22 protein-coding genes are annotated in these 23977 nt (G+C 65.6%); 12 read left to right on the top strand and 10 right to left on the bottom strand.

Translation table 11 applies throughout. The annotated features are described in order from the left end of the window. Positions 1 to 92 precede the first annotated feature (92 nt). The 3 genes from G4G71_RS24400 (at position 93) to G4G71_RS24390 (ending at position 2841) form a co-directional block, all read left to right on the top strand. Complete coding sequence (locus tag G4G71_RS24400) at positions 93 to 1274, top strand: vWA domain-containing protein (RefSeq protein ID WP_015476361.1); 1182 nt, start codon at positions 93 to 95, stop codon at positions 1272 to 1274. Between the two features lie 224 nt (positions 1275 to 1498). Further along, positions 1499 to 2518 (top strand): AraC family transcriptional regulator, encoded by a 1020-nt coding sequence (locus tag G4G71_RS24395; protein WP_054908189.1) that lies wholly within the window; start codon positions 1499 to 1501, stop codon positions 2516 to 2518. A gap of 107 nt (positions 2519 to 2625) precedes the next feature. Continuing rightward, positions 2626 to 2841, top strand: a complete 216-nt coding sequence (locus G4G71_RS24390; protein ID WP_169940837.1) for a DUF3079 domain-containing protein — start codon at positions 2626 to 2628, stop codon at positions 2839 to 2841. 75 nt (positions 2842 to 2916) lie between these two features. Here G4G71_RS24390 and G4G71_RS24385 read toward each other — a convergent pair whose 3' ends face one another. The 3 genes from G4G71_RS24385 to G4G71_RS24375 form a co-directional block, all read right to left on the bottom strand. Continuing rightward, positions 2917 to 3483, bottom strand: coding sequence for a hypothetical protein (locus tag G4G71_RS24385; protein ID WP_169940836.1), 567 nt, complete (start codon positions 3481 to 3483; stop codon positions 2917 to 2919). Positions 3484 to 3616: 133 nt separating this feature from the next. Further along, positions 3617 to 4663: a class I SAM-dependent methyltransferase gene (locus G4G71_RS24380; protein WP_169940834.1), complete on the bottom strand. Its 1047-nt coding sequence runs from the start codon at positions 4661 to 4663 to the stop codon at positions 3617 to 3619. 217 nt (positions 4664 to 4880) lie between these two features. Beyond that, entirely contained in the window at positions 4881 to 7355 is a 2475-nt protein-coding gene (locus tag G4G71_RS24375) for a DUF3772 domain-containing protein (RefSeq protein ID WP_169940832.1), read from the bottom strand. Positions 7356 to 7608: 253 nt separating this feature from the next. Here G4G71_RS24375 and G4G71_RS24370 point away from each other — a divergent pair, with 253 nt between their 5' ends. The 4 genes from G4G71_RS24370 (at position 7609) to G4G71_RS30075 (ending at position 11282) form a co-directional block, all read left to right on the top strand. Beyond that, complete coding sequence (locus tag G4G71_RS24370; RefSeq protein WP_169940830.1) at positions 7609 to 8649, top strand: histone deacetylase family protein; 1041 nt, start codon at positions 7609 to 7611, stop codon at positions 8647 to 8649. A 103-nt stretch (positions 8650 to 8752) separates the two neighbouring features. After that, the gene (locus tag G4G71_RS24365) at positions 8753 to 9850 is read left to right on the top strand and encodes an extracellular solute-binding protein (protein ID WP_169940828.1); all 1098 of its coding nucleotides are present in this window, start codon (positions 8753 to 8755) and stop codon (positions 9848 to 9850) included. 184 nt (positions 9851 to 10034) lie between these two features. Then, positions 10035 to 10973, top strand: a complete 939-nt coding sequence (locus tag G4G71_RS24360; RefSeq protein WP_169940826.1) for a DMT family transporter — start codon at positions 10035 to 10037, stop codon at positions 10971 to 10973. A 174-nt stretch (positions 10974 to 11147) separates the two neighbouring features. Next, positions 11148 to 11282, top strand: a complete 135-nt coding sequence (locus G4G71_RS30075; protein WP_275892378.1) for a PA1414 family protein — start codon at positions 11148 to 11150, stop codon at positions 11280 to 11282. A 57-nt stretch (positions 11283 to 11339) separates the two neighbouring features. Here the strand turns inward: G4G71_RS30075 and G4G71_RS24355 are convergent, their stop codons facing one another. From G4G71_RS24355 to speB, 6 genes are all read right to left on the bottom strand, one after another. Continuing rightward, complete coding sequence (locus G4G71_RS24355) at positions 11340 to 12065, bottom strand: MBL fold metallo-hydrolase (protein ID WP_169940824.1); 726 nt, start codon at positions 12063 to 12065, stop codon at positions 11340 to 11342. 440 nt (positions 12066 to 12505) lie between these two features. Then, positions 12506 to 14107: a 5-guanidino-2-oxopentanoate decarboxylase gene (locus tag G4G71_RS24350; RefSeq protein WP_169940822.1), complete on the bottom strand. Its 1602-nt coding sequence runs from the start codon at positions 14105 to 14107 to the stop codon at positions 12506 to 12508. A 101-nt stretch (positions 14108 to 14208) separates the two neighbouring features. Continuing rightward, the gene (locus tag G4G71_RS24345; protein WP_169940820.1) at positions 14209 to 15588 is read right to left on the bottom strand and encodes a sodium:solute symporter family protein; all 1380 of its coding nucleotides are present in this window, start codon (positions 15586 to 15588) and stop codon (positions 14209 to 14211) included. A gap of 131 nt (positions 15589 to 15719) precedes the next feature. Beyond that, entirely contained in the window at positions 15720 to 17234 is a 1515-nt protein-coding gene (locus G4G71_RS24340) for a purine-cytosine permease family protein (RefSeq protein WP_169940818.1), read from the bottom strand. 25 nt (positions 17235 to 17259) lie between these two features. Beyond that, positions 17260 to 17670 (bottom strand): YybH family protein, encoded by a 411-nt coding sequence (locus tag G4G71_RS24335; RefSeq protein WP_045212325.1) that lies wholly within the window; start codon positions 17668 to 17670, stop codon positions 17260 to 17262. Positions 17671 to 17686: 16 nt separating this feature from the next. Further along, entirely contained in the window at positions 17687 to 18646 is a 960-nt protein-coding gene (gene speB, locus G4G71_RS24330; RefSeq protein WP_169940816.1) for an agmatinase, read from the bottom strand. Between the two features lie 287 nt (positions 18647 to 18933). Between speB and G4G71_RS24325 the strand changes: the two genes are divergently transcribed. The 4 genes from G4G71_RS24325 to G4G71_RS24310 all read left to right on the top strand — a co-directional run bounded on the left by G4G71_RS24325 (position 18934) and on the right by G4G71_RS24310 (position 22951). Then, positions 18934 to 19830 (top strand): LysR family transcriptional regulator, encoded by an 897-nt coding sequence (locus G4G71_RS24325; RefSeq protein ID WP_169940813.1) that lies wholly within the window; start codon positions 18934 to 18936, stop codon positions 19828 to 19830. Further along, positions 19827 to 20423 carry a tRNA-uridine aminocarboxypropyltransferase gene (locus G4G71_RS24320; protein ID WP_169940811.1) on the top strand — a complete coding sequence of 199 codons (597 nt, stop codon included), beginning with the start codon at positions 19827 to 19829 and terminating at the stop codon, positions 20421 to 20423. Before G4G71_RS24325 ends, G4G71_RS24320 begins: the two co-directional genes overlap by 4 nt. Before the next feature lie 301 nt (positions 20424 to 20724). After that, the gene (locus tag G4G71_RS24315; protein ID WP_169940809.1) at positions 20725 to 22335 is read left to right on the top strand and encodes an ABC-F family ATP-binding cassette domain-containing protein; all 1611 of its coding nucleotides are present in this window, start codon (positions 20725 to 20727) and stop codon (positions 22333 to 22335) included. Positions 22336 to 22513: 178 nt separating this feature from the next. After that, on the top strand, positions 22514 to 22951 hold the full coding sequence (locus G4G71_RS24310) for an acetyltransferase (protein ID WP_169940807.1): 438 nt from the start codon (positions 22514 to 22516) through the stop codon (positions 22949 to 22951). 103 nt (positions 22952 to 23054) lie between these two features. Here G4G71_RS24310 and G4G71_RS24305 read toward each other — a convergent pair whose 3' ends face one another. Then, positions 23055 to 23411, bottom strand: coding sequence for a hypothetical protein (locus G4G71_RS24305; RefSeq protein WP_054908203.1), 357 nt, complete (start codon positions 23409 to 23411; stop codon positions 23055 to 23057). A gap of 74 nt (positions 23412 to 23485) precedes the next feature. On the opposite strand from G4G71_RS24305, the gene soxR reads away from it, so the two are divergent. Then, complete coding sequence (soxR, locus tag G4G71_RS24300; RefSeq protein WP_169940806.1) at positions 23486 to 23950, top strand: redox-sensitive transcriptional activator SoxR; 465 nt, start codon at positions 23486 to 23488, stop codon at positions 23948 to 23950. The last annotated feature ends 27 nt before the right edge of the window (positions 23951 to 23977 follow it).

Genomic DNA, 23977 nt, shown 5'->3' with positions numbered 1-23977 from the left:
CGCGAACCGTCCAGAGATTGAGCTGCCGGTTAATTTATTCGCGAGCAAGCTCGCTCCTACGAAGAGCACCTGCTTCATGAGAGGGTGCAGCCATGCTGCTCAACCTGTTCAACGAAATGCGCGCGGCCAAGGTGCCGGTGTCGGTGCGCGAGCTGCTCGACCTGATCGATGCGCTCAAGCACCGCGTCGTGTTTGCCGACATGGACGAGTTTTACTACCTCGCCCGCACCATCATGGTGAAGGACGAGCGCCATTTCGATAAGTTCGACCGGGCCTTCGGCGCCTACTTCAAGGGCCTGGAAAAGCTCGACGACCACCTCAAGGCGCTGATCCCCGAAGAGTGGCTGCGCAAGGAATTCGAGCGCCTGCTGACCGACGAGGAGCGCGCGCAGATCCAGTCCCTGGGTGGCCTGGACAAGCTCATCGAGGAGTTCAAGAAGCGCCTCGAAGAGCAGAAGGAGCGCCACGCCGGCGGCAACAAGTGGATCGGTACCGGCGGCACCAGCCCGTTCGGTTCCGGCGGCTTCAACCCCGAGGGCATCCGCGTCGGCGACGCCGGCAAGCGCCAGGGCAAGGCTGCCAAGGTCTGGGACCAGCGCGAGTACAAGAACCTCGACGACCAGGTCGAGCTGGGCACGCGCAACATCAAGATCGCCCTGCGCCGCCTGCGCAAGTTCGCCCGCGAGGGCGCGGCGGAAGAGCTGGACATCGACGGCACCATCGACCACACCGCGAAGGACGCCGGCCTGCTCAACATCCAGATGCGTCCCGAACGCCGCAACACCGTGAAGCTCCTGCTGCTGCTGGATATCGGCGGCTCGATGGACGCCCACGTGAAGGTCTGCGAGGAACTGTTCTCGGCCTGCAAGACCGAGTTCAAGCACCTCGAATACTTCTACTTCCACAACTTCATCTACGAGTCGGTGTGGAAGAACAACCTGCGCCGTTCCAGCGAGCGCACCGCCACCTTCGACCTGCTGCACAAGTACGGGCCGGACTACAAGGTGGTGTTCGTCGGCGACGCCGCCATGGCGCCGTACGAGATCACCCAGGCCGGCGGCAGCGTCGAGCACTGGAACGAGGAGGCCGGCTACGTCTGGATGCAGCGCTTCATGGAGAAGTACAAGAAGCTCATCTGGATCAACCCGTACCCCAAGGACACCTGGAACTACACCGCCTCCACCGGCCTCGTGCGCGAGCTGGTGAAGGAGCAGATGTTCCCGCTGACCCTGAGCGGCCTGGAAGAGGGTATGCGCTTCCTCTCCCGTGGTTGAGTTCTGCCGCGGTTGAGCTCGGAAACGGTGCGCCTGCACCGTTCCGATGTCCGCAAAGGTAACCCTGCCGCGGAGCCTCGAAAGTTCCGCATCGCGCTCGAGACCCGTAAGATGGGGATCGATCCGGCCACGCTGGGTGGCCGGCACGCAACTTGCCTGCTCCTGACCTGCCCCCGTGCTGGTAACACTGACGGGGGCGCCGTAGCGTCTACGATGGGCATCGAATGAATCCTCTGACCTTCTCCCGCTCCACCTGGCTCAACTCCCTGCATATGACCTCGCTGACCGTCGCGCTGATGGAGTCCGAGGGGCACAGTCGCGAGTCAATCCTCGAGGGCAGCGGCATCACCGGCGACGACCTGCTCGACCTGCGCCGGCTGGTCAGCCCCTGGCAGGAGCAGCAGGTCTTCGGCAATGTGCAGAACCTCGCCGGTGAACCGGCCCTCGGCCTGCGCCTGGGCGTGCGCACGCGGATCACCGCCTATGGTCTGCTCGGCTACGCGCTGATCTCCGCGCCGACCCTGGGCGAGGCGCTGCGAATCGGCCTGAGCTATCCGGTGTTGCTGGGCACCTACTTCCACCTCGCGCTGGAAGTGGACGGCGACATGGCCTGGCTGGTCGCCACCGGCTACGGAGAGGAGGAGGACATGCGCCCGTTCAACACCGAGCTGTGCCTGGGCTCGCTGAAAGTGGCCTGCGCGGACCTGCTCGGTCAGCCGTTGCCGCTAGTGCGTGCTGAGTTCGACTACGAAGGTCCGGTCGATCGCCGCGCGGCCTACGCCACGTTGTTTGGCTGCCAGTTGAGTTTCAACTGCTCGCGCAGCGCCATCGGTTTCCCCGCCAGTTGGCTGGACATGCGCCTGCCACTGGCTGATGCCGTGACGCACCGCGAGATGCTGGAGCAGTGCCGACGCCAGAACATCGACCTGGCCGCCCGCCGCGCCTGGCTGGACAAGGTCCGCGCGATCCTCGGCGAACGCCTGCAGGAGCCGCCGGGCCTGGAAGAACTGGCGCGTCGCCTGAACTGCTCCTCGCGCAGCCTGCGCCGCCACCTGCAGCAACAGCAGACCAGCTACCAGCAATTGCTCGACGAGTTGCGCTTCGCCCGCGCCAAGGAACTGCTGCAGGACGGCGACATGCCGATCTACCGCATCGCCGAGGAGCTCGGCTTCAGCGAGACCGCCAGCCTGCGCCATGCCTTCCAGCGCTGGAGTGGCCAGCCGCCGAGCCACTTCCGCGCATAAACAGCCGTGGGTGAAATCCGGACGCGCTTGTCTCAGATCAAGGAGCAGGCCGGTCCGACAGGAATAGCCTTCAGGAATCCCACAAGGAAACCTCCGAGGGCCTGACCATGGCCAAGAAATTCCCGCTCAACCCGCCGCACCCCGAGCGCATCTGCTGGGGCTGCGACCGTTATTGCCCGGCGACCAACCTGGCCTGCGGCAATGGCGCGGACCGCACCATGCATCCGGCCGAGATGCTCGGCGATGACTGGTATCTGTTCGGTGATTGGGGGATCGAGGCGCCGAACACGATTTCTGTGGTGCAGTTGGAGTCTTCCAGCTAGCGCACACCTGCGCCGTTGCGGCGCCGGCCATGAAAAAGCGCGCATTCCCTCCCCGGAATGCGCGCTTTTTCGTCATCAGCCCTTGGCGGGCGTGATGCCGTAGATCTTCTGGAAGCGCGCGATCAGACCGACCGGCTTCTTCTCTTCCTTCTGCATCAGGTACACCACGCGCTCGCCGTTGGGGCCGCTGGCGATTTCGGTGTGGCGGAAGATCGGTTCGCCCAGGCCGTTCATGTCGACCATGTCGCCGTAGCGCTGGGCCACGTAGATCACGCCTTCCTGGCGGATTTCGCCATAGAAGCCGGCGGCCGGCGGTAGGCTCTGCTTGTAGAACTGGTAGGACGCGACCTTCTTCGCGTCCTTGTCCTTGTCTTCGGCGCGGACGACCAGGACGACGTTCTGGCCGAACTTGTCCTTCTCGCCCACTTCCTTGGTGTAGGTGGTCTTGCCGGTCACGATGTAGTCGCGGTAGACGGCGGCGTCATCGAACAAGTACAGGGTCTCGTCGGTACGCACCAGGTACCAGTCGTCGTTGTTGGGCGTGGTTTCCTTGCTGACTACCGGAGCCTGGGCGGCGCAGCCAGCGAGGGCGGCGACGAGCAGAGCGAGGGATGCAGCTTTGTTGGCTTTGTTGTTGAACATCTCGGGGGCTTCCCTGGGTTGAAAGCCTGCGAGTTTCAATGGGCCACATAACGGATTGATGACGGGCAAATGACGAATTGTTTCGAAGTTGCAGCGCCCGGATCACGGGCGCTGCAGGCAATTTCCCGGCGATTCAGGGGCGCGCTTCGAGGATCAGGTTGAACGGCGTTTCGGCCGCCCGGCGGAAGCGGCTGAAGCCGGCTTCCTCGAACACCTTGCGCAGACGTGCCTCGCCGGCCTGGGCACCCAGCCCCAGGCCGACTTCCTGTGACAGCGAGTTGGGCGTGCAGATGAAGGTGGAGGCGGCATAGAACAACCGACCAACCGGGTTCTGGTTGTCGTCCAGTTGGTCATTGGCGAACGGCTCCACCAGCAGCACGGTGCCGTCGGGCTTGAGTGCCTGGCGCGCGTGCTGCGCGGCGCCCACCGGGTCGCCCATGTCGTGCAGGCAGTCGAAGAAGCAGATCAGGTCGTAGTCGTTGCCGGGGTAGTCCTTGGCGCTGGCCCGCTGGAAGCTGGCGCGCTCGGCGACGGCCGCCTGTTCGGCACGCCGGTTGGCCACCTCGATGGACGGCTGGTGGTAGTCAAAGCCGACGAAGTTCGAGGAGGGGTAGGCCTGGGCCATGACGATGGTCGAGGCGCCGTGGCCGCAGCCGACGTCGGCAACCTTCGCGCCATTGCCGAGCTTGCCGACCACGTCTTCCAGCGCCGGCAGCCACTCGGCGACCAGGTGCGCGCGATAGCCGGGGCGGAAGAACTTCTCGGTGCCGGAGAACATGCAGGGATGGTGATCGCCCCAGGCCAGGGCGCCATCGCCGCGCATGGCGGCGACCAGCTTGTCCTTGTCGTGGTACAGCGCAGCGACCACGGAGGCGCCGCCGGCGACATAGACCGGCGAGTCCTCGATGGCCAGGGCCATGGCCTGTTCTTCCGGCAGGCGGAAATTGCCGTCCCGATGCTCCATGTAGCCGGAGGCGGCGTGGGCGCTCAGCCATTCGCGCAGCAGGCGGGCATTGCAGCCGGTGCGTTCGGCCAATTGCTCCGGAGTCACGGCCATGCCGTCCGCCATGGCTTTGTACAGGCCAAGTTCTTCGCCAAGAATGATGTTGGCGAGCATGGCCGCGCCACCCATGTCGGTGACCAGTTTGCCCATGAATTCGTTGAGTCTGGCTTCGTCCATTGCGCTGTCTCCCGTGCGGGGCCGCCGGAGAGAGTCCCCGGTGGAGGCTGATGGAGAGGGCGGCACGGGGAATGACCGGGTGCCGCAACGGGCGCGGGCCAACGGCGGGCACGGAGCGCTGCGGGCGCAACGGTGGCTCCCGGGCGGGACTGTCGCGCTCGGATCGGCGAGGGGCGGCAGCGTCGGCTGCACGCCCCGGCGAGTGTGATCCTTGAGTCTACGACGGCGTGGTGGGGCCGGTACCGGGACCGACTGGCGGTGCGACGGGCTCCTGCGCTGGTCCCTCGGGCTCCTGCGCAATGCGTGACATCTGCGGGCGCTGGAGGATCAGGTTCTGCGCCACGGTGAGGTTGATGCCGGCTTCGCGCAGGCCGCTGAAAATGGTGAACAGCAGGTCGCTCTTGGTGCCGTACACCGCCCGTGGGCTGCTGACGTTGCCGGAGGCGGCCAAGGTCAGGCCGGTGGCGCTGAGGTCCTTGAAGGTCACCGAGGGCGCTGGCGTCTCGACGATGTTCTCGTGCTCGGTGTAGGCCTTGAGCATCAGCTCGCGGACCTTCTGCACGTCGGTATCCAACGGCAGGGTCAGGTTGATGCCGACCACGCCCAGGGCGCTGCCCATGGTCACGTTGCGCACGTTCTGCGAGATGAACTGGGAGTTGGGGACGATGACGGTGGACTGGTCGGACATCTGGATTTCCGTGGCGCGCACGTTGATGCGGCGGATGTCGCCCTCGACGCCGCCGGTCAGGCTGACCCAGTCGCCCACCTTCACCGGGCGCTCGGTGAGCAGGATCAGGCCGGAGATGAAGTTCTGCACGATGGCCTGCAGGCCGAAACCGATACCCACCGACAGGGCGCTGACCACCCAGGTCAGGCTGGTGAGGTTGATGCGCAGCGCCGAGAGCACCAGCAGCACCAGGATGACCATGCCGATGTAGCCCACCAGGGTCACCAGCGAGGCGCGCATGCCCACGTCCATGCTGGTTTCCGGCAGCAGTTCCTCGGCCAGCCAGCGCTTGAGCAGGCGCAGACCGAACAGCCCGGCAGCCAGGGTGCCCAGCGCCAGCAGGATGTCCTGCGGGACGATGTTCAGCCGGCCCAGGGACTGGCCGCTTTCCACCAGCCGTACCAGGCCCTGAAGCAGCTCGCCTGGGCTGGTGCCGGTGGTGGAGAAGGCGATCAGTACCGTCGATAACACCAGCAGCGTGCGCCCGGCACCGGTCAGCAGGGTGGCGAACTGCGCCTGGTGGCGCGGGTCGACGCCAAGGTTCTCGGCCAACCGCGCGCCGATCTTCTGCCTGGGCGAGAGCAGCGCTTCGCAGAGGTCGACGAACAGGGTCGTGAGCAGGTAGCCCGTGGCACAGACGACGCTGGCCCAGAGCAGCTTGCCGGCGAGGAAGTAGGCCAGCGAGAGGTAGCCGCTGACCAGTGCCAGGACGATCAGCAGGACGATGATCATCATCGCCAGCACAATGATTCCGGCCAGCGCCGATGTCTCGTGGCCCTCGGTTTCACGCCGCGCGCGCCGGTAACGGTACAGCGCGATGGAGAACAGCACGGCGGTAGCGATGGCAGTGATGGCATTCACCGCAACGGTCAATGCCAGGCTGGCGCCGCTGACGCTGTTCAGGCGCTCCTGGGTGCCGAGCACCAGCAGCAGCCAGGCCATCAGCCAGGGGAAGGGGGAGAGGGCGTCGGCCACCGGGTCGGGGAGGTCAGGCAGGCGCCAGGACGGTCGCTGCACCGCGAGCAGGGCGCGGCCCAGGCCGGCGGTGAAGGTGCAGAAGATCACCAGGGTCAGCAACTGATCGCCCAGGTTGGTCATGGTGCCATTGAGCTGTTCGTGCCAGTCCAGCCCTTCGCGGATCAGCGCGGCGGCGCCGCCCAGGGTGACGATGGTGGCAAGGCTGACCGCCACGGCAAGGGCGCTGCGGCGCAGGCGGCCCACGGGAATCCAGCGGATCATTGCCTTGGTCAGCAACTGTTCCAGCAGGCGCCGGCCGGGGATCCACAGCAGCGCGCCGACGATCAGGCAGGCGATGAAGGGCCAGCGGTGTTCCGGTTGCCAGGTCAGTGCGAAGGCATCGCCGATCTGCCCGCGAATCGCTTGCAGGCGGGAGAGGTCGTCGTCGGTGGGGCGGATCAGGCTGGACCAGAAGCGCGGGCTCAGCGGCGGCGGGTAGCGCGTGGCGATCTGCGAGTTGAACTGGCTGCGCCGCAGGTTGACGATCTGCGCGGCGAGGTCCTGGGCGTTCTTGTCCAGCTGGTTGGCGCGGTCCTGGCGCTTCTGCTGCAGCTTCTGGTCGGCCAGCAGGTCATTGCGCTGGCTGGTCAGGCTGCTGGCTTCGTTGGGCGTCTCCGGGCCGAGGACCTTGAGCTGGTCTTCGGTGCGCGCCAGTTGCGTGGTGATGTCCGCGGCGCTCTGTTCCGCGCGGGCCTGCACGCCCAGCGCCGCCTGGCGCAGGTTCGACAGCAGGCCGTCGTCGCTGTCGGCGGAGACGCGCTGGCGAATCAGTTCGAGGCGATCGCTCAACTGATCAAGGCTGGCGTCCTCGGGCAGGTCGGGCAGTACGATGGTGTCGCCGGCCTGGACGTCGGTCGGCTCGTCGGCCAGCACGGCGCCTGCTCCGGCCAGCGACAAGGTGAGCATCAGCAGCACGCGGCTGCAGGCACGCACGAAGGTTTCCCGCATCTTCCCCCATCCTGTGGTCATAACGCTTGTCGGTGTTCGACCGGCCAATAGCCGGGACAATTCCCTGGAGCATAGCGCCGCAATGACTGGCCTTTGCGGGGCGAATCCGGATAATCAACGTATACAGATGGTTAAGGGTCAGAAATTCTGGCCATATCGATCCCCTTTTGGCCGCTCCCGCTGTTTTGCGTAGCGCGGTCGCTGGGCAGAATTCCCGCCACCGGACAACAAGAATCCTTCAGAGGGTACTCCCATGCTTACCGTGTACAGCGATGATCACCGCCTGCATTTCGGCCAGTCCGAACTGGTCGACGGCAAACTCCAGCCCTGCTTCGAGATGCCCAGCCGCGCGGACACCGTGCTGGCCCGCGTGAAATCGCAGAACCTGGGCGAGATCATCGAGCCCAAGGACTTCGGCCTGGAGCCGATCCTGCGCGCGCACAACACCCGTTACGTCGAATTCCTCAAGGGCGCCTGGGCGCGCTGGGCGGCAGAAGGTCACACCGGCGACCTGGTCTCCACCACCTTCCCGGGGCGCCGCCTGCTCCGTGACGGTCCGATCCCGACCGCGCTGATGGGCGAAGTAGGGCACTACAGCTTCGACACCGAGGCGCCGATCACCGCCGGCACCTGGCAGGCCGTGTACAGCTCGGCCCAGGTTGCGCTGACCGCCCAGGACCACATGCGCCAGGGTGCCAACACCGCTTTCGCTCTGTGCCGTCCGCCGGGTCACCACGCCGGTAGCGACTTCATGGGCGGCTACTGCTTCCTGAACAACGCCGCTATCGTCAGCCAGGCGTTCCTTGACCAGGGTGCCAAGCGCGTGGCCATCCTCGACGTCGACTACCACCACGGCAACGGCACCCAGGACATCTTCTACCGCCGTAACGACGTGCTGTTTGCCTCGATCCATGGCGACCCGTTGGTGGAGTACCCGTATTTCCTCGGCCACGCCAACGAGCACGGCGAAGGCGCCGGCGAAGGCTACAACCACAACTACCCGCTGCCGCACGGCACCGGCTGGGATGGCTGGTTCGCCGCGCTGGACGATGCGTGCCGCAAGATCGCCGACTACGCGCCAGACGCGGTGGTTGTATCGCTGGGCGTGGATACGTATAAGGACGACCCGATTTCCGAGTTCAAGCTGGACAGCCCGGACTACCTGAAGATGGGCGAGCGCATCGCCGCACTGGGTATCCCGACCCTGTTCATCATGGAAGGCGGCTACGCGGTCGAGGCCATCGGCGTCAACGCGGTGAACGTGCTGCAGGGCTACGAAGGCGCTGCACGCTGATCGACAAGGTGGGGCGGACATTGATCCGCCCCACTGCATTTATTGGCTCGCGACCCGATGTTTGTAGTGGTCAGAGTGCGAGCGCATCCAACTGGGGAAGGACATGAACAAGAATACCGCGCTGCGCGGCCTGCTCGCCGCCGCCGCCCTCGTCACGGCCAGCGCCGCCAGCGCTGCGCCGGAAGTGCGCATCTACAACTGGTTCGACTACATTGGCCCGGACACCCTCAAGGGCTTCCAGAGCGAGACCGGCATCAAGCCGCAATACGACGTCTACGACAGCAACGAAGTACTGGAAGCCAAGCTGCTTTCCGGTCACTCGGGCTATGACGTGGTCGTGCCCAGCGACAGCTTCCTGCCCAACTACCTCAAGGCCGGCGTGTTCCAGCCGCTGGACAAGAGCAAGCTGCCGAACTGGAAGAATCTGAATCCCGCCCTGCTGAAGGTGCTGGAGAGCAAGGACCCGGGCAACCAGTACGTGATGCCCTACATGTGGGGCACCAACGGCATCGCCTACAACGTCGACAAGGTCAAGGCCGTGCTCGGCGACAACGCGCCGGTGGACTCCTGGGACCTGGTGTTCAAGCCGGAGAACCTGGCCAAGCTGAAATCCTGCGGCGTGGCCTTCCTCGATTCGCCCACCGAAGTCATCCCGCAGGTCCTGCACTATCTCGGCCTGTCGCCGAACAGCCACAACCCGGACGACTACAAGAAGGCCGAGGCGCTGCTGGCGCAACTGCGTCCGCACATCACCTACTTCAGCTCCTCGAAGTTCGTCACCGACCTCGCCAACGGCGATGTCTGCGTGGCCCTGGCTTGGTCCGGCGGCGCGATGCAGGCGGCCAACCGCGCCAAGGAAGCCAATAACGGCATCCACATCGAGTACCGCATTCCCAAGGAAGGCGCCGCAGCCTGGTTCGACGTGCTGGCAATTCCGAAGGACTCGAAGAACGTCGAGCAGGCCCACGCTTTCCTCAACTACCTGCTGCGCCCGGAAGTGGTCGCGCCGATCTCCGACTATGTCGCCTACGCCAACCCCAACCAAGCGGCGGACGGGCTGATTTCCAAGGAGCTGCACGACAACCCCAACGTCTACCCGCCGGCGGACGTGCAGGCCAAGCTGTTCTCGGTGGAGATGCTGCCGCCCAAGCTCGAACGCATCCGTACCCGTACCTGGACCCAGGTGAAATCCGGGAAATAATGTCGCTCGCGGCGCTCTGAACAGCGGATTTCCGTTGGCGGCCTGCCGCCGCAAACTGGCATGATCGGTGGACTTTCTTCGAGGAAGTCCGCCGATTTTCATTGTGGCTTCCCGCTTTCTCTTAACTGCCGAGCCTTGCCATGACCTGCCACCACTGCGCACCTGCCTTCTCCGGGAGGCGTTCATGAACGCTGAAGCCGTCATCGCCGAGCGCAAGAACGCCGACGCCTTCGCCATCCAGGTCATGACCGGCCTGTGCATCATCTGGGGTATCCAGGCGGTGATGGTGAAACTGGCCGCTCACGACATCGCGCCGATCATGCAGGCCTTCGGCCGCAACCTGGTGGCCGCCGTGGTGGTGGGCCTGCTGATGTGCTGGCGCGGCGGCTGGGAAGGCTTCCTGCGCCACGGCACCGTCAAGGGCGGGCTGCTGGCCGGCGTGCTATTCGCTGCCGAGTTCTTCTTCATCGCCCAGGGGCTGGTTTATACGTCGGCCTCGCACATGGCGGTGTTCATCTATACGGCGCCGATCTTCTCGGCGCTGGCGCTGCACTTCCTGCTGCCCAGCGAGCGGCTGCGGCCGCTGCAGTGGCTGGGGATCGGTGTGTGCTTCGCGGGGATCGCGATGTGCTTCGGCGGCGGGTTCGACCTGGCGAGCATGGACAGCCGCATGCTGCTGGGCGATGCCTTCGGCGTGCTGGCGGGATTCTCGTGGGGCATGACCACCGTGGCGGTGCGTACTACGCGGTTGTCCGAGGCCAAGCCGATTCTCACATTGTTCTACCAGTTGCTCATTGCCGCGTTGCTGTTGCCTTTCGCCGCGCTGGCACTGGGCAAGACCCAGGATGTGAGCTTCACCCCCATTGGCGTGGGCAGTGTGCTGTTCCAGGGCCTGGTGGTGTCGTTCTTCAGCTACTTCACCTGGTTCTGGCTGCTGCGCCGCTACCTGGCGTCGAACCTGGCGGTGTTTTCCTTCATGACGCCGATGTTCGGCATCGCCTTCGGCGTGCTGATCCTCGGCGAGCCGCTGACCCTGAACTTCGTCGCGGGTGCCGTGCTGGTGCTGGCGGGCATCACGCTGGTGAGCAGCGAGCAGTGGATTCGCCGGGTATTGCTGCGCTGATGTGGGAATCGTCCGGCTCTTGATTCAGGTCAGGCGCTGCGGCGAGTTAAGACGATAGTCTTTGTTTCAAGGAGTGAGTGGCACGGGCGGAGAGTGGGACGCCGGGCTATTCTTCCTAGGGCGGCCCATGGTGGTAACGGGCCGCCCGACCTGAATTCGCACGAGGAGGTATCCATGAAAGTCTGGCTGCAAAGCATTGCGTGGAAACTCGGTGTCATGCTCGGCCTGATCGAGCCTCCACGTCTGCAACCGATCCCCATCCGCAGCGACGAGCAGCGTCGCCTGATGGAGCAGCGCCGGCGCTACTGATTGCGCCCCGCCTCGCTGAAAAAAGCCCGCCTGTATCGGCGGGCTTTTTATTGCCCGTCATTCGTGGGCCTTGAACCAGTCGTCGATCATCCCTTTCAGCCTTTCCCCGGAGAAACTCGGGAAGTGCCCGCCATGTACGGTGCGCACCGGCAGCTCGCGCAGGCGCGAAAGGCTCGCGGCGTAGTCATCAAGGTTGGAGTGGTAGGCGTCCTCGATCAGCGGGCCGTCGTAGATGATGTCGCCGGAAAACAGCGTCTGCGTCTTTTCTTCCCAAAGGCTGATGCCACCCGGCGAGTGACCGGGGGTGTGCAGGACCTGCAGGGTGCGGTCGCCCAGGTCGAGCACGTCGCCTTCGTCGATGGTGCGGGTGGCCGGCGCGGCTTTCACCCGGTATTCGGCGTAGCACAGCGGGCAGTCCGGGTGGGCGTCGAACATCTCGTCGTCGACGAAGGCGGTGGCCAGGGTGCGCTCGCCGTCGGGGCTGGCGAGGATGTCGGCTTCGGCCGGGTGCACCAGGCGTTCGTCGAACTCGTGGTGGCCGGCGATATGGTCGAAGTGGGTGTGGCTGGCCACGGCCAGCAGCGGGCGGTCGGTGAGCCAGGGCAGTTGTTCGCGCAGGCTGACGAGGCCGGAGCCGCTGTCCACCAGCACGTCGCGGTCACGGCCCTGGATATGCCACAGGTTGCAGCGGTAGAAGGGGCGGACGTAGGGCTCGTGGATCAGGCTGACGCCGTCGTAGCAGTGGCGGACCTCGAACCAGCGGTCGCGGGTGACGATTTTCATGGTTGCGCGCCTTGTGGTTGTGCGTACGGGCGAGGGCAGCCGCGCAAGCCCCGATGCGGCGGTGATCGATCGCGGACGGAGTCCGCTCCTACGCGCATGGGATGCCGGGTGGAACCACCCTAACCTCTCCCAGGGGGAGAGGGAACCGTTCGGAGCCTTGGGGGATTGGAGCGGCGTCGCCGGTAGCTGCGCCGCGGCTCGGCTCTGGCGGATTCCCGCTCCCCCTGGGAGAGGGCAGGGGGGAGATAGGGTTGTCGTTGTGCTACGTGGACGTCCGCTCCCTCTCCCTAACCCTGGCGACGCGCCCCGCTCCGAAGGGAGAGGGGACTGTGCGGTGCAGGAGGAAACCAAGATGTCAGCCGGCACAGGCAACTCCCTCTCCCTTCAGGGAGAGGGCGGGGGAGAGGGGATTGGCCCCGCTCCGGAGTTCCGACAGTACCTCAAGGCGCGAAAGGCGCCGCTTCCATCACTTCCACGATCAGCGGGCGATCGCTCGGCGCGTTGCGCAGCAGTTCCTGCAAATGCGCGTGGTCGCGGGCGCGCTCGGCGGCGCAGCCGAAGCCCTTGGCGATGGCGAGGAAGTCCGGGGTGTAGATGTCCACGCCCAGCGGGGTGATGTCGCGGCGTTCCATGTAGCGCTTGATCTCGCCGTAGCCGTGGTTGTTCCACAGCAGGACGATGATGCCCACCTTGGCTTCCACGGCGCTGGCCAGTTCGGTCATGGTGAACTGCAGGCCGCCGTCGCCCATCAGGCTGATCACCGGGCGGCCCGGCTCGCCGAGCTTGGCGCCGATGGCGGCCGGCAGGCCGTAGCCGAGGGTGCCGTAGCCGGTGGAGGCGTTGAACCAGCGGCGGCCGCCATCCAGTTCCACCAGGTGGTTGCCGCTGTAGACGGTCTGGGTCGAGTCGCCGACGAAACGGGCATCGGGCAGTACTTCGAGAATCTTGCCGAACAGCTCGCGGTAGTGCGCCCAGCCACTGAAGTCCTCGGCCAGTTGCGCGCGTACCTTGGCAGCGCGCTGGGCGCCTGGGCTGTTGGCGTCGGCCTGGCGGGCCGGCAGCAGTTCGAGCAGGGCGCGCATGGCGGTGCGGGCGTCGCTGTGGATGGCGATGCTCGGCGCGTAGTTGCGCATCAGCTGCTGCGGATCGATGTCGATGCGGATCAGCTCGCCGCCGATCTTGAAGTTGCCGTCGAACACCACGTCGTAGTCGGTTTCGCCCAGCTCGGTGCCGATGGCCAGGACCACGTCGGCCTGCTCGGCCAGTTCACGCACCGGAATCAGCGACTGGTTGCTGCCGATCAGCAGCGGGTGTTCGGGTTGCAGCAGGCCCTTGGCATTGATGGTCTGCGCGGTCGGCGCATCGAGGGCAATCGCCAGAGCACGGGCTTCGGCCTGGGCCTCGACGCAGCCGCCGCCGAGCAGCAGCAGCGGGTTCTTCGCCTTGGCCAGCTTGGCAGCGGCCTCGTGCAGCGGCGAGCGGGCCGGGGCCGGGCGGGCCAGCTGCACGCGCGGGCGCACCTGCATGTGGTCGGCCGGGGCGGTGATGATGTCCAGCGGCAGCTCGATGTGCACCGGGCGCGGGCGTTCGCTGTCGAACACGGCGAAGGCGCGGGCCAGCACGGCCGGCAGCTCCTCGACGCTCATCAGCGTGTGGCTGAAGGCGCTGACGCCGGCGACCATGGCGCGCTGGTTCGGCAGTTCGTGCAGGTAGCCATTGCCGTGGGCCAGGCGCGAGCGCTCGTTGACGCTGCTGATCACCAGCATGGGGATCGAGTCGGCGTAGGCCTGGCCCATGGCGGTGAGGATGTTGGTCATGCCCGGGCCGGTGATGATGAAGCACACGCCGGGCTTGCCGGTGACGCGTGCGTAGCCGTCGGACATGAAGCCGGCGCCCTGTTCATGGCGCGGGGTGATGTGACGGATGCCGCTGTGGGGCAGGCCGCGGTACAGCTCGACGGTGTGTACGCCGGGGATGCCGAAGACGGTATCGACGCCCCAGGCTTCGAGTTGCTTGACGAGGAATTCGCCGCAGGTGGTCATGGCAGTTCCTTGGAGTTCGTGGGTGAGGTCATGGTCGTTAATCATGCAAAAGGGCGCGGAGATCAGCTCGCCGCGCCCTTTTGCCTAGCGCAATGTCTTAATCAGGCCGCATCGGCGACAGCTGCCGGGCGGGGCGACAGCAGGCTGACGACGATGAAGCTGACCAGGCCGACAGACAGGCTGTAGTAGATCGGGGTGTTGGCGTCGAAGCCATCCTTGAGCATGAACACCAGCGCGGTGATGAAGCCCAGGGCCATGCTGGTAATCGCGCCGGCAGTGGTGGCGCGCTTCCAGTAGATGGCACCGATCAGCGGAATCAGCATGCCGCCCACCAGCAGGTTGTACGCCAGGGTCAGGGCGCTGATCACGTCGTTCACCACCAGGGCGATGCCCAGTACCAGGATGCCGGTCAGCAGGGTGCAGATGCGGTTCAGGCTCAGGCGGGTGGAGCGCTGGCCGGTGAAGATCGGCAGCAGGTCTTCGGTGATGGTGGTGGAAGCGGCGAGCAGGCCGGCGCTGGCGGTAGACATCATCGCGGCCAGTGCAGCGGCGATCACCAGGCCACGGATGCCGTCCGGCAGGGCGGACTGGACGATGGCGGCGAAGGCGTTGTTGACGTTGTCCAGGTCGGGCAGCAGCACCTTGGCGCACATGCCGATCAGTGCGCCGACCAGGCCGTAGATCACGCAGTACACGCCTGCGGCGGTGCCGGCGTACTTGGTGACCTTTTCGTCGCGGGCGGTGAACACGCGCTGCCAGATGTCCTGGCCGATCAGGATGCCGAAGAAGTAGATCAGGAAGTAGGTGATGATCGTGTCATAGCCGATGGTGTGGAAGCTGAAGGCGGTGCTTGGCAGCTTGGCTACCAGCTCGTCCCAGCCGCCTACACGATGCAGGCAGATCGGCAGCAGGATGAACATCAGGCCGACGGTCTTGATGATGAACTGCACGATGTCGGTCAGGGTCAGCGACCACATGCCGCCGATGGTGGAGTAGATCACCACGACGCCACCGCCGAGCAGGACGGACACCCAGAACGGCAGGCCGAACAGCACCTGCATCACGGTGCCGATGGCCAGGGTGGAAACCACGCCGATCATCAGCGCGTAGGCGAACATGATCACCGCCGAAGCCTGGCGGGCCATGGGGTTGTAGCGACGCTCCAGCACTTGCGTGACGGTGAAGATGCGCAGCTTGAGCAGCGGCTTGGCCAGGAACAGGTTCAGCGCGATGATGCCGGCGCCCAGTGCGGCGCACAGCCAGAAGCCGGAAATGCCGTGGACGTAGCCCAGGCGCACGGTGCCCACGGTGGAGGCGCCGCCCAGGACGGTGGCGGCCATGGTGCCCATGTAGAACGCCGGGCCGAGGTTGCGGCCGGCCACGAGGTAGTCTTCGTGGGTCTTGGCACGGCGCATGCCGTACCAGCCCAGCCACAACATGCCAGCGGCATATATCAGTACGACGATCAGATCTAACGCCATGGTCGGCTCCTCACACTTGCATTGTCATTGTTGCCGCGCGCTTGTGGCGTGCGGTAGGGCACCGGACCGGCGGCAACCGGCCCGATGGGACTTTCGGGTAATGGACTTCGCGTCAGGCCGCGAAGCCTGGATCAGGCCGCCGGTTCGCTGATGCCGCGCACCGGGCGGTCATGGCTGCCAACCCAGCGCGGGCCCTTGGGGCCGTACACGCCAGCGGGTTCCGGGAAGGTCCGCAGCAGGGTGATATAGAGCAGTGCGGCCACACCGAGGGTGACCGGCAGGCTGATGTCGATACCGCCAGCCAGGTTGCCCAGCGGGCCGACGAACTGGCCCGGCAGGTTGACGAAGCACAGGCCCAGAGCCGCGCTCGGAATCCAGGCACCCATACCGCGCCAGTTCCAGCCGTTGTGGAACCAGTAGGCGCCGCCTTCCTGACCACGGGTGAACACCTGCAGGTCATCGGCGTGGTAGAAGCCACGGCGAATGATCAGGCCGAGGATCATGATGACCATCCACGGGCTGGTGCAGGTGATGATCAGCACGGCGAAGGTGGACACGCTCTGCACCAGGTTCGCGGCGAAGCGACCGATGAAGATGAAGGCGATGGACAACAGGCCGATCAGCAGGGTGGCTTGCACTCGGTTGAGCAGGCGCGGGAACACGCTGGACATGTCCAGGCCGGTGCCGTACAGCGAGGTGGTGCCGGTAGACATGCCGCCGATTACCGCGATCAGGCACACCGGCAGGAAGAACCAGCTCGGCGAAACGGCCAGCAGGCCGCCGACGTAGTTGTTCTGCGCGATGTAGTCCGGAGCGTTGACGGCCACGATGGTGGCGGTGGCCAGGCCGAACAGGAACGGAATCAGGGTCGCCAGCTGGGCGCAGATCACGGCCAGCATGATGCGCTTCTGCGAGGTCTGGCGCGGGATGTAGCGCGCCCAGTCACCGAGGAAGGCGCCGAAGGACACCGGGTTGCTCATGGCCAGCAGGGCGGCGCCGATGAAGGCGGCCCAGAATCCTTCGCTGCCCATCTGCACGGTGCCGGCGTAGCCAGCGTCGAACGGGCCGGAGAAGGCGAACAGGCCGAGCAGGAACAGCAGGCTCGCGGCCCAGACGGCGATCTTGTTGACCATCAGCATGAAGCGGAAGCCGTAGATGCAGACGATCAGCACCAGTACGGCGAACAGGCCGTAGGCCAGGCCCAGGGTCAGGTCGGTTTCCGGCAGGTCGAACAGGCGCTTGGCGCCGCCGATCAGCGCATCGCCCGAGCTCCACACGGAGAGGGAGAAGAACGCGACCGCAGTGAGCAGCGACAGGAACGAACCGACGATCCGCCCGTGCACGCCGAAGTGGGCGCCCGAGGAGACCGCGTTGTTGGTGCCGTTGAGCGGGCCGAACAGGCCCATCGGCGCGAGGATGATCGAACCGACCAGCACGCCGAGCACGATGGCCCAGACGCCGGCCTGAAACGACAGCCCGAACAGTACCGGGAAGCTGCCGAGCACGGCGGTGGCGAAGGTGTTGGCGCCACCGAAGATCATGCGGAACAGATCGGTGGGCGTGGCGGTGCGTTCGTTGTCCGGGATCTGTTCGACCCCGAATGTCTCGATCGTTGTAAGTGCGTGTGCGTTGTTCTTGTTATCCATGACTTCCTCCCGGGGAGCCCTGTCTTTATGGCGTCGGAGACGGTGACAGGTGCTCGTGTGTGGCCAGCCAGCGGCCCTGTTTCGGATCACGGCGGAAGACGATGGTCTCCCGTTCGTGGTTCAGGCTTTCCTCTCCCTGGATGCGCAGCCGCGTGGCGACGTCGTGGCAGAACACGGCCACGTCTTCGCCTTGCAGGCTCACAAAGGTGTTGCTCGAAAGGCAGTCAAGGACCTCGAAACCATCGTCACGCAGCCAGCCTTCCCACACTTCGCGATAAGCCGCGCGCGACAGCAGCGGCACCGGCCAGGTGTGGAAGATGAAGGAGGCGTCTTCGCTGAAGGCGGCGAAGTAGGCTTCGGTGTCGGTGCGCGCGAAGGCTGCCACGAGATCTCGGGCAGCCTCCAGCACCTGTGCTACGCAGGCGTCGTTATTCATTTGTGTGCTCGTGCGCTCAGCGGCGCTCTACGCCCGGGAGGATGCAGAGCATTTCGTACAGCAGGTTGGCGCCGAGCAACGAGGTGTTGCCGGTGGTGTCGTACGGCGGGGAGACCTCGACCAGGTCGCAGCCGATGATGTCCAGGCCCTGGCAGCCACGGACGATCTCGATGGCCTGGATGGTGGTCAGGCCGCCGATTTCCGGGGTGCCGGTACCGGGCGCCCAGGCCGGGTCGATGCCGTCGATGTCGAAGGACAGGTACACCGGGCCGCCGCCGACTTTCTCGCGGACTTCGGCCATCAGCGGTTCCAGCGACTTGTGCCAGCACTCTTCGGCCTGCACCACGCGGAAGCCCTGCTTGCGGCTCCAGTTGAAGTCTTCGGCGGTGTAGCCCTGCGCACGCAGGCCGATCTGCACCACGCGGTCGCAGTCCAGCAGGCCTTCTTCCACCGCGCGGCGGAAGGTGGTGCCGTGGGCGATCTTCTCGCCGAACATATGGTCGTTGACGTCCGCGTGGGCGTCGATGTGCACCAGGCCGACCTTGCCGTGCTTCTTGTGGATGGCGCGCAGGATCGGCAGGGTGATGGTGTGGTCGCCGCCCAGGGTCAGCGGGAGGATGCCGTGGTCGAGGATCTTGTCGTAGGACTCCTCGATGATGCGCACCGCTTCCATCAGGTTGAAGGTGTTGATCGCCACGTCACCGATGTCGGCGATGTTCAGCGAGTCGAACGGCGCAGCGCCGGTGGCCATGTTGTAGGGACGGATCATCACCGACTCGGCGCGGATTTCGCGCGGCCCGAAACGAGTGCCGGAGCGCAGGGAGGTGCCGATGTCCAGGGGCACGCCGACGAAGGCGGCGTCGAGCTGGTTGAGCTCTTCGGGGGACTGGATATGCGGCAGGCGCATCATGGTGGCGATGCCGCCGAAACGCGGCATTTCGTTACCGCCCAGGGGCTGGTGAAGTTTCTTGTCCATGGGGAGGGCCTCAGGCTGATCGCTGTCTTCGTGGAAACAGGCTTGTTGATACTGGGGCCGGATTCTCTCCACGCCGGGTAGTGGAAAAAATCGCTGGCTACAAATAATCACTTCAGAGTTTTCTAAACTAATAACGGTCGCTAGACTGCGCCACCTTGCCGCAGCAGACGGCTCGCCGGGCTTGTGGCCTGCGGTTCCTGAATAGATAGGTAGCTTGCTATCATCCGTTTTTCAGGTATAGAAACTACTGAACTAGAGCGGCCCGGCCGCGGTTTTGCGGAGTCTTCATGAGCGCGAGCGCATTGCCCGACGTCAAACTGCTGCGGATTTTCGCCTGCGTGGTGCGCAGCCAGGGCTTCGCTGCGGCGCAGCAGGAACTGAACCTGTCGACCTCGGCGATCAGCACCTACATGAGCCAACTGGAGAATCAGTTGGGCATCGTGCTCTGCCATCGCGGTCGCGGCGGCTTCGGCCTGACCAGCAAGGGCGAACTGTTCCACCAGGAAACCCTACGCATCCTCGGCGAGCTGGAAGGCTTCGAGCGCTATGCAGCGACGCTCAAGGGCGAGTTGCGTGGCACGCTGAACCTCGGCGTGCTGGACTCCACCGTGACCGATCCGGCACTACCGCTGGCCGAAGTGATCGGCGCCTTCAGCGGCCTGCACCCCGCCGTGCACCTGCACCTGCAGGTGCAGAGCCCCTATGAGCTGCAACTGGCCGTGCTGGACAACCGCCTGGACCTAGCCATCGGCTCCTTCTTCAGCCGGATGAACGGCCTGGTCTACCAGCCTCTTTATAGAGAGCAGCACTGGCTGTACTGCAGCGACCGTCACCCGCTGTTCGACGGACGGCGCATCCCCGCGGAGCTGATCACCCAGCAGCGCATGGTCGGCCGTGGCTACTGGAGCCAGGCGGAACTGGCGCGGCACGGCTTCAAGCACAGCGCCGGCACCGTGGAGAGTATGGAAGCGCAGTTGATCCTGATCCTCTCCGGCGGCTACATCGGCTACCTGCCCGAGCACTACGCGCATCCGTGGGTGGAGCAGGGCCGCTTGCGCGCTCTGCTGCCGGCGACCTTTGGCTATCAGGCGCCGTTCTCGCTGATCCTGCGCCGCGGCCGTTCCCGCGAGCCGCTGATCCAGAACTTCCGCGACCTGCTGCGCACCCAGCCGAGCCAGTCATGAGCCGCGCCCGTTGCCCGCGCTGCGAGCGCCCGCTGAACCATTGCCTGTGTGCGCTGATTCCCCGTGTGGATAACCGCACCCGCGTCCTGCTGCTGCAGCATCCGAGCGAGGTCGGCCATGCGCTGAATACTGCGCGGCTGGCAGCGCTTGGCTTGGCGAATGCCGAGTTGATGGTCGGTGACGATTTCAGCGGCCTGGACCTGTCCACCTGGGACGCCTGGCTGCTGTTCCCCGGCGAGTCCGCCCTGGTACTGAGCGACCTGGCTGCGCGGCCTGTGGATAAGCCGCGCCTGCTGGTGGTGCCCGATGGCACCTGGCGCAAGGCGCGCAAGCTGCTGCACCTCAACCCGAACCTGGCCGCGTTGCCGCGCGTTGTGCTGCCGGAAGGTCTCACTTCACGCTACCGCCTGCGCAAGGCGCCGGCCGAAGGGGCTCTGTCCACCATCGAGGCAGTGGTGCATGCCCTCGATGCGCTGGACGCACCGCAATCCCATGCCGACCTGCTGCGTCCGTTCGATGCGCTGATCGAAGGGCAGATCGCGGCGATGGGCGAGGAGACCTTCCTGCGCAACCACGGGCCGCGTTCTTCCTAACGGGTGGCGGACCCTGTCTGGTGTCCGGACGCGGTCTCCACCTGTAGGAGCGAGCTTGCTCGCGAACGAGTACCGGCGACGACGGCGTCAGGCGGGTTCGCGAGCAAGCTCGCTCCTACGAAAAGCATGTGCCGGGCCGGCCGGCGGATTCGCTTGCCGCGGTCGACTCGTTATACTGCGCCGCTCATTCCCCTTCGCGAGGTGTTCGTCCGATGCGCCATTGATGCCGCCGTGGTTTCACGGCCCGTTTCCGTCCCAGGTTCCGTTCCTGGGGGTTACCCGGCATCCGATGGATTGGCGTATGACGAACCCTGTCTCCCTGGCGCTGCATGGCGTCACGTTTCAATTGCCCACGGGCGAACCGCTGTTTCGCGACCTCAACGAAACCTTCGACGAGCGCCGTACCGCGCTGGTCGGGCGCAATGGCGCGGGCAAGTCCGTGCTGGCGCGGATCATGGCGGGAGTCCAGGCGCCCAGCGCCGGGCGGTGCCTGGCCTCCGGGCTCGTGCATTACCTGCCCCAACACATCGAGCCGCAGGCGTTTCGCAGCGTGGCGGAGCTTGCCGGCGTGCAGCCGTTGCTGGATGCGCTGGCGCGGGTCGAGGCCGGCGCCGTCGACCCCGCCGACTTCGAGTTGCTGGACGGGCGCTGGGACATTCGCGCGCAGTTGGAGGTGATGCTGTCGGCGGCAGGATTGGGGCATTTGACCGTCGATACGCCTGCTGCACGCCTGAGCGGCGGCGAGTGCATGCGCGTGGCGCTGCTCGGCGCCTGGCTGAGCGAGGCGGACTGGCTGCTCCTCGACGAACCGAGCAACCACCTGGATCGCGCCGGCCGCGAGGCGCTGCGCGAGCAGCTTCAGCGCTGGCGCGGCGGCCTGATCCTGATCAGCCATGATCGCCTGCTGCTGGATGACATGCAGCGCATCGTCGAACTGTCTTCCGCCGGGCTGCGCAGTTACTCCGGTGGCTATGCCTTTTACCGGGAGGCGCGCCAGCAGGAGCAGGACAATGCGCTGCGCGAACTGCAGCGGCGCAAGCAGGAGAGGGACCGCCAGCAGCGCGCGATGCAGGAGCAGCGCGAGCGCCAGGCGCACCGGCAGGCGAAGGGACGCAGGGATGCGCAGGAAGCCAACCAGGCGAAGATCCTGGTGGATCGGCAGAAGGAGCGCAGCCAGACCAGCATTGCGCGCCTGGCCACGCAGCATGGCGAACGCCGCGAACAACTGGCGCAGGACGTGCGGGAAGCGTTCGGCCAACTGCGTGATGACGCCGCCGTCGCATTGAATGCGCCGGCGTGTGAGTTGCCCGAGCAGCGTGCGGTACTGCAACTGGCCGGGCTGCGCCTGCCTTTCGGCAATTCCGCTCCGCTGGACCTGCAACTGAACGGTCCGCGCCGCCTGGCGGTGACCGGGCGCAATGGCAGCGGCAAGTCGACCTTGCTCAAGGTGCTGGCCGGCATCGTCGAACCCGTCGCCGGGCTTTGCGAAGTGAAAGTGCGCAGTGCCTACCTGGACCAGCATCTGGCGGCGCTGTCGCCGGAACGGTCGGTGCTGGAGCTGTTGCTGGAGCGCAACCGGGCTGTGGACAAGTCCGTGCTGCGCACACGCCTGGCGCAGCTCGACCTGCCGGCCGGGCGAGTCGATCTGCCCAGCGTGCTGCTCAGCGGCGGCGAGCGCCTGAAGGCGGCGCTGGCGTGCGAGATCTACGCCGAGCAGCCGGCGCAGCTGCTGCTTCTGGACGAGCCGGAAAACCACCTCGACCTGCCATCCCGCGAGGCCCTGGAAGAGCTGTTGCGGCAATACCAGGGCGCCTTGCTGGTGGTATCCCACGATGAAGCGTTTCTCGCCCGGCTGGCGCTGGAGGGCCGCCTGGAGTGCGGGCGGGACGGCTGGCATTGGCGCGCAGGCTGAACCTTTACCGGTCGGCGCGAGGCAGTTAGGATCGGCGTCCCTCTCTTTCCGGCTGCCTCTGCCGTGCCCCGCCCAGGCGTTGATTCGCGAAGCGGGCATTCATGCTGCCGACGCTCCAACGGCCGTCACCGCTCGTGGCGTGCTATCCCTTTGTGATCTGTTGAATCAGGATGAATTCATGCTCATTCGCCAACGCATCGCTGCGGACAACCCGCGGCTGCTCGATATCTGGCTGGGCGCCGTGCGCGCGACCCACGACTTCCTGCAACCCTCCGACATCGACGCGCTCCTGCCGCAGGTTCGCGATCTCTACCTGCCCGCCGTCGAGGTCTGGGTGGCGGTCGATGCCGACGACTGCCCTCAGGGCTTCATCGGCCTCAACGACAACCATGTGGAAATGCTTTTCATCGACCCGGATTGCCGGGGGCGGGGCCTTGGCCGCGCGCTACTGGACTTCGTGCGCGAAACGCGCGGTACGCTGAGTGTCGACGTCAATGAACAGAATCCTCAAGCGGTGGGGTTCTATCTGCACTACGGCTTCGTCCAGACCGGGCGCTCACCGCTGGATGGCGAAGGTCGGCCGTTCCCCTTGCTGCATATGAGCCTGCCGGCATAAGCGGTTCGGTGTAGGAGCGAGCTTGCTCGCGAATGGATTTCCCGGCGATGCCGTTGCGTCAGACGGGTTCGCGAGCAAGCTCGCTCCTACAAAAAGCCGGGGGTTACGCTGTGTGCTCGGTCTCACCGCTGCCGAAGCGGATGCTTCGCGCGCCGAGCCTGAGCAGGCTGTCGGCGAACAGGTCGCTGGCCGTGCTGCGGCAGTCCCAGGCGGCTTCCCAGTCTTCCTTGCGGCGCCAGTGCAGGCGGCCGACCAGCCGCTGTGGTTGGCCTTCGGCATGCAGCTCGCTGGCGAGGTAGCCGGGGCGCCGGTAGAACAGCTCCTGCAGATGCGCCAGGTAATCGCACAGGCGCGCGGCGATGTGCGGGCGTTGCTGGGGCGTCACGTCGATCTCGATCTGCAGCACGAAGTGCGGATTGTCTACGCACGCCTGGGCGGTGATCGGGCTGGGTTGAGTCATGTTCCTGGGCTCCCTGTCTTGAACCGAATGCCAGGCGAGGGTAAAACCTCAACATAACTTGAGGTCAATAGCCCATGAAAGAATCTTCTTCTTGCTCCCTGCACCGCGACCTGAGTGTCGGTGAACTGGCCAAGCGCGCCGGCGTGGCCGTCTCGGCGCTGCACTTCTACGAGACCAAGGGGCTGATCAGCAGTACACGCAACGCGGGCAACCAGCGCCGCTACTCGCGCGACATGTTGCGTCGGGTGGCGGTGATCAAGGTGGCGCAGCGAGTCGGGATTCCCCTGGGGGAGATTGCCGAGGCACTGGGCTCGCTGCCCACCGGACACAACCCGTCGGCAGCGGACTGGGCGCGCTTGTCGGCGCGCTGGCGGGAGGACCTGAACGAGCGGATCGAGAAGTTATTGCTGCTGCGCGATCAACTCGACGGCTGCATCGGTTGTGGCTGTTTGTCGATGGAGGCCTGCCCGCTGCGCAATCCGGGGGACAAGTTGGCGGAGGAGGGGCCGGGGGCGCATTGGCGGGAGGGGGTGGAGTGAGGCTGAAGAGCTGAAGAGCCCCTCTCC

The organism is Pseudomonas multiresinivorans, from assembly GCF_012971725.1.
In the GTDB taxonomy this organism is placed as follows: Bacteria; Pseudomonadota; Gammaproteobacteria; order Pseudomonadales; family Pseudomonadaceae; genus Pseudomonas; species Pseudomonas multiresinivorans.
This window is presented reverse-complemented; position numbering and strand designations above follow the sequence as displayed.